Origin of the sequence: Acinetobacter sp. YH01003, assembly GCF_013420525.1 — a bacterium.
GTDB classification, from domain to species: Bacteria; Pseudomonadota; Gammaproteobacteria; order Pseudomonadales; family Moraxellaceae; genus Acinetobacter; species Acinetobacter towneri.
This window is the reverse complement of the sequence record NZ_VOXY01000001.1, coordinates 130,363-144,001: the sequence shown is the minus strand read 5'-3', so window position 1 is coordinate 144,001 and position 13,639 is coordinate 130,363. Positions and strand designations below refer to the sequence as shown.

General features: G+C 42.2%; 16 protein-coding genes and 4 tRNA genes. 17 read left to right on the top strand and 3 right to left on the bottom strand.

The features are described 5' to 3' along the window. Window positions 1–22: 22 nt before the first annotated feature. From FTT70_RS00725 to panD, 11 genes are all read left to right on the top strand, one after another. Window positions 23–1,738 (top strand): tetratricopeptide repeat protein, encoded by a 1,716-nt coding sequence (locus tag FTT70_RS00725; protein ID WP_180168176.1) that lies wholly within the window; start codon window positions 23–25, stop codon window positions 1,736–1,738. 3 nt (window positions 1,739–1,741) lie between these two features. Further along, the gene (lolB, locus tag FTT70_RS00720) at window positions 1,742–2,320 is read left to right on the top strand and encodes a lipoprotein insertase outer membrane protein LolB (RefSeq protein WP_004972223.1); all 579 of its coding nucleotides are present in this window, start codon (window positions 1,742–1,744) and stop codon (window positions 2,318–2,320) included. Window positions 2,321–2,339: 19 nt separating this feature from the next. Beyond that, complete coding sequence (ispE, locus tag FTT70_RS00715; protein ID WP_179994698.1) at window positions 2,340–3,170, top strand: 4-(cytidine 5'-diphospho)-2-C-methyl-D-erythritol kinase; 831 nt, start codon at window positions 2,340–2,342, stop codon at window positions 3,168–3,170. Beyond that, window positions 3,169–3,243: transfer RNA gene (locus tag FTT70_RS00710), tRNA-Gln, on the top strand. The genes ispE and FTT70_RS00710 overlap by 2 nt, the downstream gene beginning before the upstream one ends. 27 nt (window positions 3,244–3,270) lie before the next feature. Further along, window positions 3,271–3,345 (top strand) — tRNA-Gln (locus FTT70_RS00705). Window positions 3,346–3,364: 19 nt separating this feature from the next. Continuing rightward, window positions 3,365–3,439 (top strand) — tRNA-Gln (locus FTT70_RS00700). A gap of 93 nt (window positions 3,440–3,532) precedes the next feature. After that, a tRNA-Gln gene (locus FTT70_RS00695) sits at window positions 3,533–3,607 on the top strand. Between the two features lie 36 nt (window positions 3,608–3,643). Then, entirely contained in the window at window positions 3,644–4,597 is a 954-nt protein-coding gene (locus FTT70_RS00690; RefSeq protein ID WP_004972226.1) for a ribose-phosphate pyrophosphokinase, read from the top strand. 101 nt (window positions 4,598–4,698) lie between these two features. Beyond that, window positions 4,699–4,995 carry a 50S ribosomal protein L25 gene (gene rplY, locus FTT70_RS00685; RefSeq protein ID WP_004972228.1) on the top strand — a complete coding sequence of 99 codons (297 nt, stop codon included), beginning with the start codon at window positions 4,699–4,701 and terminating at the stop codon, window positions 4,993–4,995. Window positions 4,996–5,013: 18 nt separating this feature from the next. Continuing rightward, on the top strand, window positions 5,014–5,595 hold the full coding sequence (pth, locus tag FTT70_RS00680) for an aminoacyl-tRNA hydrolase (protein WP_004972230.1): 582 nt from the start codon (window positions 5,014–5,016) through the stop codon (window positions 5,593–5,595). A 146-nt stretch (window positions 5,596–5,741) separates the two neighbouring features. Further along, window positions 5,742–6,122 carry an aspartate 1-decarboxylase gene (panD, locus tag FTT70_RS00675; RefSeq protein ID WP_004972232.1) on the top strand — a complete coding sequence of 127 codons (381 nt, stop codon included), beginning with the start codon at window positions 5,742–5,744 and terminating at the stop codon, window positions 6,120–6,122. Window positions 6,123–6,218: 96 nt separating this feature from the next. Here the strand turns inward: panD and FTT70_RS00670 are convergent, their stop codons facing one another. Beyond that, window positions 6,219–6,704, bottom strand: coding sequence for a DUF1289 domain-containing protein (locus FTT70_RS00670; RefSeq protein WP_180005774.1), 486 nt, complete (start codon window positions 6,702–6,704; stop codon window positions 6,219–6,221). A 218-nt stretch (window positions 6,705–6,922) separates the two neighbouring features. Here FTT70_RS00670 and FTT70_RS00665 point away from each other — a divergent pair, with 218 nt between their 5' ends. The 5 genes from FTT70_RS00665 to FTT70_RS00645 all read left to right on the top strand — a co-directional run bounded on the left by FTT70_RS00665 (window position 6,923) and on the right by FTT70_RS00645 (window position 10,408). Further along, the gene (locus FTT70_RS00665; RefSeq protein WP_180061200.1) at window positions 6,923–7,855 is read left to right on the top strand and encodes a rhodanese-related sulfurtransferase; all 933 of its coding nucleotides are present in this window, start codon (window positions 6,923–6,925) and stop codon (window positions 7,853–7,855) included. 342 nt (window positions 7,856–8,197) lie between these two features. Beyond that, on the top strand, window positions 8,198–8,485 hold the full coding sequence (locus FTT70_RS00660) for a hypothetical protein (protein ID WP_096901025.1): 288 nt from the start codon (window positions 8,198–8,200) through the stop codon (window positions 8,483–8,485). Window positions 8,486–8,560: 75 nt separating this feature from the next. Beyond that, window positions 8,561–9,175 (top strand): DedA family protein, encoded by a 615-nt coding sequence (locus FTT70_RS00655; RefSeq protein WP_004972240.1) that lies wholly within the window; start codon window positions 8,561–8,563, stop codon window positions 9,173–9,175. A gap of 48 nt (window positions 9,176–9,223) precedes the next feature. After that, window positions 9,224–9,640, top strand: a complete 417-nt coding sequence (locus FTT70_RS00650) for an ABZJ_00895 family protein (RefSeq protein WP_004972241.1) — start codon at window positions 9,224–9,226, stop codon at window positions 9,638–9,640. 225 nt (window positions 9,641–9,865) lie between these two features. Further along, window positions 9,866–10,408: a hypothetical protein gene (locus FTT70_RS00645; RefSeq protein ID WP_131260684.1), complete on the top strand. Its 543-nt coding sequence runs from the start codon at window positions 9,866–9,868 to the stop codon at window positions 10,406–10,408. Window positions 10,409–10,513: 105 nt separating this feature from the next. On the opposite strand, the gene FTT70_RS00640 is transcribed toward FTT70_RS00645, so the two are convergent. Next, a complete protein-coding gene (locus tag FTT70_RS00640; RefSeq protein ID WP_004972244.1) occupies window positions 10,514–11,038 on the bottom strand; it encodes a YecA family protein in 525 nt (174 codons plus the stop codon). Window positions 11,039–11,106: 68 nt separating this feature from the next. Then, window positions 11,107–11,316 carry a PA3496 family putative envelope integrity protein gene (locus tag FTT70_RS00635; RefSeq protein WP_004972246.1) on the bottom strand — a complete coding sequence of 70 codons (210 nt, stop codon included), beginning with the start codon at window positions 11,314–11,316 and terminating at the stop codon, window positions 11,107–11,109. Between the two features lie 373 nt (window positions 11,317–11,689). On the opposite strand from FTT70_RS00635, the gene rpoD reads away from it, so the two are divergent. Further along, complete coding sequence (gene rpoD / locus FTT70_RS00630) at window positions 11,690–13,576, top strand: RNA polymerase sigma factor RpoD (RefSeq protein ID WP_004972247.1); 1,887 nt, start codon at window positions 11,690–11,692, stop codon at window positions 13,574–13,576. Window positions 13,577–13,639 lie beyond the last annotated feature (63 nt).

Sequence of the window (13,639 nt, the reverse complement as noted above, 5' to 3'; positions counted from 1 at the left end):
GCATTACTTGGATCAAGAAAAATTGCGTCAAACAAATAGCCGACCATACGGCGCGACAATTAAGCAATATTCTACCACATTCTTACTGGTCGGTAGCATGGCTTCAGTTGCTCATCTTAGAGCATCTGAAGAAATTTATCATGCAAATTCAAATTATAATGCGGTAAAACAAACCATGGTGGCAGAATTTGCCTTGGCTTATGGCGATATTCCAACTGCATTACACAACTACACGGTCTTGGCAATTAAGAACAATTCGACTTCCATTAAACAACGCGCCCTGAATATTGCCATTGAACAAAATGACCTACGTGCCGCATTAGATATTGCAACACATTGGGTGGTACAAGAACCATCCGATGTCCCTGCACTGTTTTATTTGGCGCACATTGCACTCAAAGCGCATGAATATGACTTGGCTGCAGAAACCTTAGATAAAATTCTAAATATTGATGCCACGGCTGACTTAGAACAAATTTTGGCGGGAATTTCCCCTGAATCTGTAGAAGACCGTGAATTTCTGATTCAAGCCCTGCGCACCAGCAAAGCCAAAGACAATCCATCTATTTTGGTATTGATTGCAGGTTTAAAAGCGCAAAATGGACAATATCAAGCCGCGCTCGATACCATTAACCGAGCGCTGCGTAAACGCCCGAAAGTCACTGGCTATATTTTAATGAAAGCCAATTTGTTGAGCGTACTTGGCAATGAAGAAGAAACGGCAGCTTGGTATGCTAAATCTAGCCGTAAGCACAACAATAACTTTGAAGTCCGTTTAGCCGAAGCCAAATATCTGGTCAAAAAAAATGAAGCCACTTTGGCGCTAACAAAGCTAGAAGCTATTTTAAAAAAATGGCCTACGGAAGATGAAGCCTTATTTATTGCAGGTTTGACCAGTATTGACTTAAAACAATACGAAAAAGCCGAAAAGTATTTGGTAGAGCTACGCTATTCGGCACAATATCAAAACGAAGCCTATTTTTATTTAGCGGTCAATGCCGAACGTAAACAGCACTTTGAAACAGCCAAAGCCTATTATCGTTTGGTGGATGGTAGCCTCTATACGGTTTCACGTCGCAACATGATCAGTATTTTTGCCCAGCAAGATAAACTGAACGATGCCTTGCGCTTTTTAACGCAGGAACGGGTCAACTATCCGCAGCATGCCAGTTTTTTATATCAGGCACAGGCCGATATTTTAAAACGTATGGATAATAAAAAAGCAGCACTGCGTTTGTTAGATGAAGCCATCAAAAACCTGCCCGATGATCCTGACCTGATCTATTCAGAAGTCTTACTATTGGATGCACATCAGGAAAAAGACAAACTGGATCAACTGCTCACCAAGTTACTGGAAATTGAGCCGAACAGCCCAACCTATTTAAATGCCTACGCCTATACCCTTGCACTGCAAAATCGCCGTTTGGATGAAGCACGTCGCTATGTAGAACAAGCACTTGAGTTTGCACCTGAACAGGCCTCTATTTTAGATACTTTAGGTTATGTCAGCTATTTGCAAAATGACTACACCGCTTCGGCACAAGCTTTAGAAAAAGCTTACGCCCTGAGTCATAGTGCCGCGATTGGCTCACGTTATGCAAAATCGTTGTATATGCAAGGCGATATTCAAAAATTCAGCCAAGTGTTACAACAATTACAACAAAATCATCCGAATGATCCGCAATTGCAACAATTAAATTCGCTATTGTTACCGCAGCCAGTTAAAAGAGTTAAATGATTCATGCGTTTATTTTCAAAATTAGGATTAACCCTTTTTGCCACCAGTAGCCTTGTACTGACAGGTTGTCAGCCTTTCGTACAAAAACCAGCCAACATTTCACAGCAAGTTGAAGCCGAAAATCAATTTAACCTACAAGGCAAAATTGGTGTGCGCACTCCGCAGCAATCTGGCAGTGCCTTTTTTACTTGGGTACAGCAGCAACAGCAGTTTGATATTGAACTGAGCGGCATTTTGGGCGTTGGTAAAACGCAAATTAGCGGACAACCAGGACAAGTCACCCTCAACAGTGCCAAAACAGGGATAATTTATGCCGAAAGTCCTGAAGAACTGTTAGAACAAGCCACAGGTTGGCAAGCGCCCATCACCCACTTGGTCGATTGGGTACAAGCCCGACCTGCAACGGTCAATGCCCAAATTCAAAAAGACCCCCAACAGCGCCCGACTCAATTTATTGAAGATGGTTGGACGGTCGATTTGAGCTATAACGACAGTGCCAGTTTGCCAAACCGTCTGATTTTGAAACAAGCACTTGAATCAGGGCAAGAAAACCGTATTACAATGCTCATCCAAAATCGTTAATCACTTGCCAAGTTTCGCCATGATTCGTGTACCCTCACCTGCCAAATTAAATCTGTTTTTGCACATTACTGGGCGTCGTGACAACGGCTACCATGAATTGCAGACTATTTTTCAACTGATTGATTTATACGACTGGCTAGAATTTGAAGTCAATGATACTCAAAGCATTCAAATTCAGGGTTTAAACAGTGTCAATTTAGAGCAAAACCTGATTTACAAAGCCACGCAAATTTTAAAACCCTACGCGAAACAAGTCACAGGTTTAAATATTAAAATTGAGAAGCACATCCCTATGGGTGCAGGGCTTGGCGGAGGTTCATCCAATGCCGCAACCACCTTAATTGTAGTCAATCAACTTTGGCAATGTGGCTTGGATACTCAAAAACTAGCTGAACTTGGTTTACAGCTCGGAGCAGATGTACCGATCTTTGTGCATGGTCGTAATGCATGGGCAGAAGGCATTGGTGAACAGTTAACATTCATAGACTTAGCCGCAAAACAATATATTGTGTTAAAACCTGACTGTTTTATCAGCACTCAACTACTTTTTTCACAAAAAACATTGACAAGAAACACGAAGCCCACTAAATTCTGCGGCTATCAGATAAAGCCATCTGACTTTGGAAATAATTTTGAGCCTGTGGCACGAAATTTATACCCCGAAGTTGATGAAGCAATGCGTTATTTAGACCAATTTGGTCAAGCAAAGCTTACAGGTACAGGTGCTTGTGTCTTTACTGAAGTGACTGCAGAAATGAATGTAGACGACATTTTGGCACACTCACCATGTACTGCGTACGTTGTGAACAGCTTAGATGAATCTCCATTACGACATTTCACAGTACAATAGGGGTATCGCCAAGTGGTAAGGCACCGGTTTTTGATATCGGCATCCGTTGGTTCGAATCCAGCTACCCCTGCCATCTCTTTCACCTGTAGATTACTGTATTAGGGGTATCGCCAAGTGGTAAGGCACCGGTTTTTGATATCGGCATCCGTTGGTTCGAATCCAGCTACCCCTGCCATCTTACAGTGATCAAATCTAGGGGTATCGCCAAGTGGTAAGGCACCGGTTTTTGATATCGGCATCCGTTGGTTCGAATCCAGCTACCCCTGCCATTTTCTCGCATTAGACAGAACCCCCAATATTACCGCTATCCTGTTAATTTACCTTGACAGAACGCAGTAAAAATATTAAAGTTCTGCCGCATTAGGGGTATCGCCAAGTGGTAAGGCACCGGTTTTTGATATCGGCATCCGTTGGTTCGAATCCAGCTACCCCTGCCATCTATTCTTACATACACCAACCGCCAAGGGTGCTTCATGCCCAATCTTGTCGTTTTTAGTGGAACCGCGCATCCACAATTCGCTCAAAAAGTCGTAAGCCACTTGCACATTCCTTTAGGTGCTGCATCAGTTTCTACCTTCTCTGATGGTGAGATTGCTGTAGAGATTACCGAGAATGTCCGTGGTAAAGACGTATTTATCGTACAACCTACTTGTGCGCCAACCAATGACAACCTCATGGAAATCTTGGTGATGGCTGACGCGTTGCGTCGTGCAAGTGCAGGTCGTATTACTGCCGTTATTCCTTACTTCGGTTATGCCCGCCAAGACCGTCGTCCTCGTTCTACACGTGTTCCAATTACCGCTAAAGTGGTTGCAGATATGCTCACCACTGTAGGGATTGACCGTGTAGTGATGATTGACTTGCACGCAGACCAAATTCAAGGTTTCTTCGACATCCCTGTAGACAACATTTATGGTACGCCTGCGCTATTGGCTGACCTGCGTCAACAGTCACACGACAATCTCATGGTAGTTTCACCAGACGTTGGTGGTGTGGTTCGTGCGCGCGCTGTTGCAAAACAAATGGGTGATATCGATCTTGCAATTATCGATAAACGTCGTCAAAAAGCGAATGAATCACAAGTGATGCATTTGATTGGTGATGTAAAAGATCGTGACTGTGTCATTGTAGATGACATGGTGGATACTGCAGGTACATTATGCAAAGCTGCCGATGCACTTAAAACTTTTGGTGCTCGCCGCGTTGTTGCTTATGCTACCCACCCTGTACTTTCAGGCAAAGCGATTGAAAACCTGAAAAATTCTGTGATTGATGAACTGGTTGTTACAGACACCATTCCTCTTTCAGAAGAAGCTCAAGCACTTGGTAAAATTCGCCAAGTATCTGTAGCAAGTATGGTTGCAGAAACAATTCGCCGTATTAACAACGAAGAATCTATTAGCGCAATGTTCGATTCTTATCTATAATAGAGCGCTAAATTTTCAAAGCCCTGCCACTTGGCAGGGTTTTCTATCACTAGATTGGTCGCAGATCTAGTTTATTTAAACTCAAAATAAGGATGTCTATCATGGCAAACTTCGTATTAAACGCTCAAGCGCGTGAAGCAGCTAACCAAGGGAAAGGTGCGAGCCGCCGCCTTCGTCACGCTGCATTAGTTCCAGCTATCATTTATGGTGGCGACGCTGAGCCTGTAACAATCACTTTAGAACTTCGTGAGCTTGTAAAAGCTTTAGAAAGCAATGCTTTCTTTGAAGAAGTTGTAGAAATCAAAGTAGGCGACAAAGTTGAAAACGTGAAAATCCAAGCGTTACAACGTCACCCTGCTAAAAACACACCTATGCACGCTGACTTCAAACGCGCATAAGTGTTCATGGTATAATTAGTGGCTAATATTTCACTGATTGTTGGTTTGGGCAACCCTGGTAAAGAGTATGCCCAAACCCGCCATAATGCAGGCTTCTGGTTTGTAGAACGCCTTGCAGATCAATATGGCATTACATTAAAAGCCGATCCTAAATTTCACGGGATCAGCGGACGTGGTAATATCGAAGGTCAAGACGTTCGTCTGTTATTACCCACAACCTTTATGAATCGTTCTGGTCAAAGTGTTGTTCCCTTCGCCAAATTCTATCAAATTGCACCTGAAGCAATGCTGATTGCTCATGATGAACTGGATATGAACCCAGGGATCATTCGCCTAAAAACGGGTGGTGGTCATGGTGGACATAATGGTTTACGTGACATCGTGCCGCACACAGGTCCAAACTTCCATCGTTTACGCATTGGTATTGGGCATCCGGGTTCAAAAGAACGCGTGTCTGGTCATGTACTGAGCAAAGCACCAAGTAGCGAGCAAACTTTAATGGATGATGCACTTGCACATGCATTAGGTCGTATCAAGTTACTGGTCAATGGCGAAGTACAACAAGCCATGAATCAAATCAATGCCTATAAACCGAACTGATGAATCCACAATTGTTGAACAATCACACTTGCCATGTCGCAATTTTCAGAGCAAAATGCGCTTTCTGCTCGGAACTGACATCCAGCAAGCAGTGTTTGAATTCAACCATAAGATAAAATCTTAGGTCCACTAAGGAGACGCTCACCATGCTATCTCGTTTATTAAAATGCAAAATCCACCGTGCTTTTGTAACTCATGCAGAACTTCACTACGAAGGTTCATGTGCAATTGACGGAACACTCATGGATTTGGCTGGCATTCGTGAATATGAAGAAATCCACGTATGGAACGTGACCAATGGTAAGCGCTTCACAACTTATGCAATTCGTGGTGAAGACAACTCAGGCATCATTTCAGTCAATGGTGGTGCTGCACACCAAGCCGATGTAGGCGATATTATTATTATTGCAACCTTTGGTGACTTCACTGAAGCAGAAGCCAATGCGCACGAACCACGTTTGGTCTATGCAAACCCAGACAATACCGTGAGCCACACTGCAAACTGTATTCCTGTACAAGTGGCTTAAGCCATTCCTGTACAAAATAAAAAAACTCGCAAATTTTGCGAGTTTTTTTATGGTTCAATAAAAGTCTTTCTAGCCTTTAATCGCAAGAATTACAAATTAATCATCTTGCAAGCTATGCAATAAGCTATGGCTAATACCATCAGCCCTTAAAAATGCAAAATCATAACTTGCGGTTGCAAGCGCCAACACGCGACGTTCAAACTCCTGCCACAAAGGTCGCACTTCTTTGTAGTGAATGCCCAAGCCGCTTTCATCGGTAAAATGTCGATTTTTTTCACAAATTTTCAGTGCATGGTACAGCTTACGCCCTTTTGAAGCATCATCTCGTAAACGCACACGCTTAGAGCGGATAAACCCTTCGACATGACGCAGGTCAGCAAAAGGCAACATAGGCACTAAAATCTGATCGAGCTGTGCATCTAAACGACGCCAAACGGCAGTGTGTTGTTCAGGCGTATAGCTGTTCCATCGAATCACTTCATGGTTAAAGCGACGGCAACCTCGACAGACAGCATCACCAAACACCGTAGAACAACGACCTGCACACGGGGTTAAAGTGGCAATTTGACGATCCTTACTCAACACAACACTCCAATATTTAACAACACCTGTTGGCGCATCAACATGAACACAACATTCTTCTTTGAAACGAGTGGCATCATACCCCGTTCTGCTACATTTTTAAAATGTTGTGTCGTGCTTTAAAAACCATGTACCGCACTCGGTTTTCTCGCATATTCACACAAAGCAGGTTAGAATATGCGCCTTAAATTTTTGTCTTTCATCTATTGGAGTACTCCATGAACGCTACTGTAGAACAGCTTGCACCTGTAGAACAGCCAGCGACCACGACTTGGGTTGTCGCCGCACTTTATCAATTCAAAGAAGTTGCAGATCCTGCCGATCTTCAACAACGCTTATTAGATTTGATAAATTCAATCAACCTTTGCGGTACTCTTATTGTGGCAGGTGAAGGCATTAATGGAACTGTAGCGGGTGATCGTGCCGCGATTGATCAAGTTCACCAATTTCTGTTGGATGAAGGCTTTACCGCAATGGAATACAAAGAGTCACATAGCTCTGAAAAGCCATTCCGTAAAATGAAAATCAAGCTGAAAAAAGAAATTGTGACTTTGGGTGTAGAAGTAAAACCACGTGATTTAGTCGGTCACTACCTAGACCCGAAAGAATGGAATGAACTGATTGCTCGTGACGATGTCATTCTGATTGATACCCGTAATGACTATGAATACAAAGCAGGAACGTTTAAGGGCGCAATTGACCCGAAAACCGAAACGTTCCGTGAATTTCCAGAATATGTGAAACAAAACCTAGAACAGCATAAAGATAAAAAAATTGCGATGTTCTGCACAGGCGGGATTCGTTGTGAGAAATCGACCTCTTTATTGTTGCAAGAAGGTTTTACCGAGGTTTATCACTTAAAAGGTGGCGTACTTAAATACTTAGAAGAAACACCAGCCGATGAAAGCTTATGGGAAGGTGAATGTTTCGTATTTGATGGCCGTACTGCGGTGACACATGGTATGCAAGAAGGTCAAAACACCAAATGTCATGCTTGCGGTTGGCCATTACTGCCTGAAGAAGTTGAATTACCAAGCTATGAACACGGTGTATCTTGTGTGTACTGTATTGATAAAACCAGTGAGAAACAAAAAGAAGGTTTCCGTATGCGCCAATCACAAATTGCCGCAGCTAAACGTAAACGTCTGTAATCCGTACAGGCTCATACACATCAACAAGGTCTAACAAAAGCCATGTTGATGTTGTATCGACCACTCTAATCATATTGAAAAAGTCCTCATCCAGTATGGGGATTTTTTATGTCTACATATATGCTTCACGCAAGATTACATAGAACATAAAAATACAACGCTTGTTTACCAAGCATTGCGCAATATCCCCAGATTGGGTGATAGCATTCAATCAAAATAAGCCACAAAATCTGTGGCTATATTGGTGCAGATGTTCAGCACAAACTCAACATCTCCCATAACCCAAAATTCAAGGATCGTTATGTATTCCTAAATTTATATGCCGCAATCAGGAGTGACGCTATGCCTAAAACAACAATTTCAAATTCAATGCACACACTACGTTTTACGCCTGTAAAATCTGTGACTGCTACGCATAGCGCAACAATGCAAGATGGTTTGGAACATGAATCTCATACTTTTATTGTGGCTTTAGGTGCAATTTTAGGCGGTATTATTGCGGCATTTGTTGGCTATCATCTACAAGCGCATTTCTTGAATTACGCCCTGCTCTGTGCCATTCCTATACTTGTGGCATATAGCTTAAGACGTGTATATATCTATACCCTGACCCATGCAGAGCTTGATTAAGTCTAAATTGCGCAAGACTTTACTGTTCGTCCAATACTGCTTAGGATAGAAGCACTTTTCTAAAGCACAACCTGCATGAACTTAACTGAATGGATTATTTCCATTATGGAACAACTGGGCTACCTTGGTATTGCCCTGTTAATGTTTCTGGATAATGTTTTTCCACCCGTTCCTTCTGAAATTATTATGCCCTCTGCAGGCTATTCTGCATCGCAAGGGCAATTACTGCTATTGGGTGTCATCATTGCAGGCTGTATCGGCTCATTGTTCGCAGCGGCAGTGTTATATTGGGTAGGTTATCGCTGCAAACATGAAAGTATTTACCACTGGGTCAATCGCTACGGTAAATATCTATGGATTAAAGAACAAGACGTCCGAAACTCCCTGCATTGGTTTGAACAATATGGACATCGGATTGTATTTTTTGGGCGCATGATTCCCGCTATTCGTTCTCTCATCAGTATTCCTGCAGGCATGAGCCACATGCCATTTTGGAAATTTATGTTTTATAGTGGTTTAGGCACAATTATTTGGACCACTTTTTTAGCTTGCGTGGGTTATTATTTTGGTGAAAACCAACAATTGATGCAGCAAATTTTCAGTCAGGTCAGCCATGTCATTATAGGCTTGGTGCTCTTAGTCATCGCAATTATTTTATACCGTAGGCATCGCCGTAAAATGCGTGACTAATGCTTGTGTTGCTGCGCAATTGAATCAATTTTTTGGGGAAAATCAGACATGAAACCATATTTATTATTTTTTGCTGCGGTTTACAGTATTACGCTGGTCTTACTCATTACCGTATTGATTTTTGGTCTGAACTTAGGTGGCTTGACCTTGCTCCCTGCATTAATTGCCGCAGCATTCATTAGCGCAGGACATTTTGTCAAAAAAGAACAACGCTTACCGAGCAGTGATGAAAAAATTCAACTGGTTTGGGGCTCAAGTGCGGTGGCAATTATTATTGGTAGCTTCTTTGTGTTTTTCTTGGTGCTGATGAATCCGAATGCAGAAGCCATTTTAAAAGCTGCAGATAAAGCAGGACTAGCACTGGCTGCGGTGGTGATGCTGTGTTTGATTGCGATTCATGGTGCAGTTTTTCATGTTGCCTATGGTTGGTATGCGAACCGTTATTATCAAAAAAAGTACTTATAAGCTTACCTAAAGTACGTATTTCACACTGAACCGCAACATCAAACACTTAAAATCAACATCAGGCTGATATATCACACATAAATTTACGTCTGACATGCGCTGTAACTGAAATGCATTCTGAATAGGCTATAAGCCTACATTGTAGCAGCGTAGATTAAGCCTATTCATAGCGATTTATGAATATAGGAACGCTATAACGCATACAAAGATAAAAAGGTGATTCGAATGTCAGATTTTGAACGCAATGAAAAAATTGACCGTGATGTGGTTAAGAACTTACCAAAAGAAGAACGTGATCGCTTAAATGCCGATCCAATTACAGGAGAACCTGGTGCACACCCTGTCGGTACTGGTTTAGGTGCTGTTGGCGGTGCGGCTACTGGTGCAACAGTAGGTGCGCTGGGTGGTCCAGTAGGTGCTGTGGTCGGTGGTGCTGTAGGCGCTGTAGTGGGTGGTTTGGCAGGTAAAGGTGCAGCAGAAGTTGTGAACCCTACCGAAGAAGAAGCTTACTGGCGTACCAATAGCTTAAATACAACCTACTTTACAGAAACACGCAACCATTATCATGATTTAGATTATGATCGTGACTATCAAAATGCCTATCGCATTGGTTATGAAAACCGCCCACATTATGATACGCACACACGTTTCGAAGATGTTGAGCCCGATCTAAGAAGCAAATGGGGGCAAATTAAAGGCAGTTCACGCTTAACGTGGGAACAAGCTAAATTTGCTGTCAAAGATGCTTGGGATCGTGCGACACGCTAATTGGTAACATGATCATTGAAGCGCCATAATAAAAAACGCACTGCGATTTGCGCAGTGCGTTTTTTTTATGAGGATTACATATTACACAATATGTAAACCAAGCCATTAATCAGGCGTGTGGTACATCAAATATAATTCATTCAGGTTTTCAGGAATTTCTTCTGCAATTTCGTCCATTAACTGACCATTGCGACGGAAAGATTCCATTTGTGGATCTTCTTCATCAATGCCGCTAAACACCATCATTGGCAAAGTTAAATCAACCAATTGCTCTTCAAATTCAGGCGTAAACCATGCTTCTTCGTTTAAGAACATCGCATCGACAAAGCCAACGCTCCAATCACCCAAACTTGAATCAACTTCTGCTTCTTCAATTTCAAATGGAAACTCAATGCCTTCTTCATTGGCTAAACTTTGGCGAATGCTTTCTAACCAAGCCTGAATTTGCGCAATAATTTCAGCAGGCACTTTCTTTTGGTTGCCTTCAAACAATTCATTTAACCATGGGTCAAATTGAGGTCCAACTGCAATGGCACACAAGAAACCATGCGTTGCAGCGAAGTCTAGACCATACTCGTTTTGGTCACCATCTAGATATTCACTTAACAGGTCTAAATCTAAAGCAGTCATTTCAAATCCATCGGTGTCAATTTAGGGGTGTAGCATAGCATTTTCAATGCCAGATACAGTACCTGATTTTAGTCATCTTCATCGTCAAAATCGTCGTCATCGTCAAAATCATAATCAAAATCTTTGAGCTCACGTTCCAAACGACGTTGTGCGAGTAAATCATCAATCAAACGGCGCTTTTCTAAAGATTCTTTCGCGCTTATTTTGTTTGATGCCTCATCGAAATTAACATCATCATCACCGTAGTTATCATCTAGTTCAAAATCTGTAGAAGACACTAAAACTACCTCAGAATGAAAAAATGTGAAGGGTCTAGCCGCTATTTATCTGCCTTTATAAATATTGTCAAGTTTTATTTATTTTTTTCAAAAAACTGCAACATAGACAGCTTGCAACATTGCGGCAAATTTGTGTATTTATGAACAAGTTAGTATCATTATTTGAGATTCGCCCCAATCATAAAAATATTTTGCGGGCAAAAAGGAAATTGACTTGAAAAACAGTAATGAAGCCCCATATTCCTATCACATTCTTCATTCAAACATCATTTTAAAATCATGCTTGATTGATCAATTCACCCCCTATTTAAAGCGAATTGTGCTATCATGCACGGTTTTTCACTGCCACAGATTCAACGAAGAGTAAGCAAAGATGAGCGATATGAATTCCCCTACTTCGCAAGTAGCGGCTCTGATTAGCCGAGGCAAAGAGCAAGGTTACCTAACTTACGCTGAGGTTAACGATCATCTCCCGGACTCAATCACAGAAAGCGAGCAGATTGAAGACATTATTCAAATGCTTCAAGACGTCGGTATTCCTGTGCATGAACGTGCGCCTGAATCTGATGATGCAATGTTCGAGGATAATGCGGAAGCTGCCGACGAAGTTGCTGAAGAAGAAGCTGCAGCGGTACTTGCCTCTGTAGAAAATGAGCCTGGTCGCACCACAGACCCTGTGCGTATGTATATGCGTGAAATGGGTACGGTTGAGCTGTTAACGCGTGAAGGTGAAATTAGCATTGCGAAACGTATTGAAGAAGGGATTCGCGATGTACTTCACTCGATTGCCTACTGGCCAAACGCAGTGCAAGTGGTACTGCAAGAATATAAAGATTATGAAGCAGGCGAACGTCGCCTTGCCGATATTTTATCAGGTTATTTAGACCCTGAAACCGATGAAGAAATTCCAGAAGTTTTAGAAGACGAAGCCGATTTAGACAAAGAAGAAGACACCAGCAACAAACCAACCAAAGACGTCAAACTTGATGATGACGATGAGGAAGAAGAAGCTGAAGCCGAAGAAGAATCTGAAGCAGATTCAGGTCCAGACCCAGAAATTGCAAGAATGCGTTTTGGTGAATTGGAACAGGCTTATCTTGCAAAAATTGCTGCCATTGAAAAACATGGTCGTGAAAGTGCCGAAGCTCAAGAGGCTTTAGAAGCTTTAGCGACTGTATTCATGATGTTTAAATTTACGCCACGTTTATTCGATATTATTTCGGAAATGATTCGTGGTACACATGAACAAATTCGTACTGCTGAACGTGAAGTGATGCGTTATGCGGTGCGTCGTGGTCGTATGGATCGTACTCAATTCCGTACCTCATTCCCAGGTCAGGAATCTAACTTTGCTTGGTTAGACGAGCACATTGCCAAAGCACCTGCCGACCAAAAAGGCTATTTGGAAAAAGTACGTCCAGATATTTTGGCGTTCCAACAAAAAATTGCCGACATTGAAAAAGAGTTAGGCTTAGATGTTAAAGGCATCAAAGAAATTTCTAAGCGTATGGCAGTAGGCGAAGCCAAAGCCCGTCGTGCGAAGAAAGAAATGGTTGAAGCCAACTTGCGTCTGGTTATTTCGATTGCAAAAAAATACACCAACCGTGGTTTACAATTCCTAGACTTGATTCAGGAAGGTAACATCGGCTTGATGAAAGCGGTAGACAAGTTCGAATACCGTCGTGGTTATAAGTTCTCGACTTATGCAACATGGTGGATTCGTCAGGCGATTACCCGTTCTATTGCCGACCAAGCGCGTACCATTCGTATTCCAGTACACATGATCGAAACCATTAACAAGATCAACCGTGTATCGCGTCAATTGCTTCAGGAAATGGGTCGTGAACCGACTCCAGAAGAATTAGGCGAACGCTTGGAAATGGATGAAGTTAAAGTTCGTAAAGTTCTGAAAATTGCCAAAGAGCCGATTTCTATGGAAACGCCAATTGGTGATGATGAAGATTCACATTTGGGTGACTTCATTGAGGACAGCAACATCACCTCACCTGTTGATGCGGCAACCTCTGAAGGCTTAAAAGAAGCGACCCGTGAAGTGCTTGAAAACTTGACTGAACGTGAAGCCAAAGTTCTGAAAATGCGTTTTGGTATTGATATGCCAACCGATCATACTTTGGAAGAAGTTGGGAAGCAGTTTGATGTGACCCGTGAACGTATCCGTCAGATTGAAGCCAAAGCCTTACGTAAACTTCGTCACCCTTCTCGTTCTGAACACTTACGCTCGTTCTTGGAAAATGACTAAGATTGCTGCATAAATGAGCTATTGAAATTTTTAAATTCAGCCTCATTTATTCAACAAGACAAA

Coding starts and splice junctions, on each gene's coding strand:
- lolB (WP_004972223.1), top strand. CDS start 1,742: ATGCGTTTATTTTCAAAATTAGGATTAACCCTTTTTGCCACCAGTAGC.
- ispE (WP_179994698.1), top strand. CDS start 2,340: ATGATTCGTGTACCCTCACCTGCCAAATTAAATCTGTTTTTGCACATT.
- FTT70_RS00690 (WP_004972226.1), top strand. CDS start 3,644: ATGCCCAATCTTGTCGTTTTTAGTGGAACCGCGCATCCACAATTCGCT.
- rplY (WP_004972228.1), top strand. CDS start 4,699: ATGGCAAACTTCGTATTAAACGCTCAAGCGCGTGAAGCAGCTAACCAA.
- panD (WP_004972232.1), top strand. CDS start 5,742: ATGCTATCTCGTTTATTAAAATGCAAAATCCACCGTGCTTTTGTAACT.
- FTT70_RS00665 (WP_180061200.1), top strand. CDS start 6,923: ATGAACGCTACTGTAGAACAGCTTGCACCTGTAGAACAGCCAGCGACC.
- FTT70_RS00660 (WP_096901025.1), top strand. CDS start 8,198: ATGCCTAAAACAACAATTTCAAATTCAATGCACACACTACGTTTTACG.
- FTT70_RS00655 (WP_004972240.1), top strand. CDS start 8,561: ATGAACTTAACTGAATGGATTATTTCCATTATGGAACAACTGGGCTAC.
- FTT70_RS00650 (WP_004972241.1), top strand. CDS start 9,224: ATGAAACCATATTTATTATTTTTTGCTGCGGTTTACAGTATTACGCTG.
- FTT70_RS00645 (WP_131260684.1), top strand. CDS start 9,866: ATGTCAGATTTTGAACGCAATGAAAAAATTGACCGTGATGTGGTTAAG.
- FTT70_RS00640 (WP_004972244.1), bottom strand. CDS start 11,038: ATGACTGCTTTAGATTTAGACCTGTTAAGTGAATATCTAGATGGTGAC.
- rpoD (WP_004972247.1), top strand. CDS start 11,690: ATGAGCGATATGAATTCCCCTACTTCGCAAGTAGCGGCTCTGATTAGC.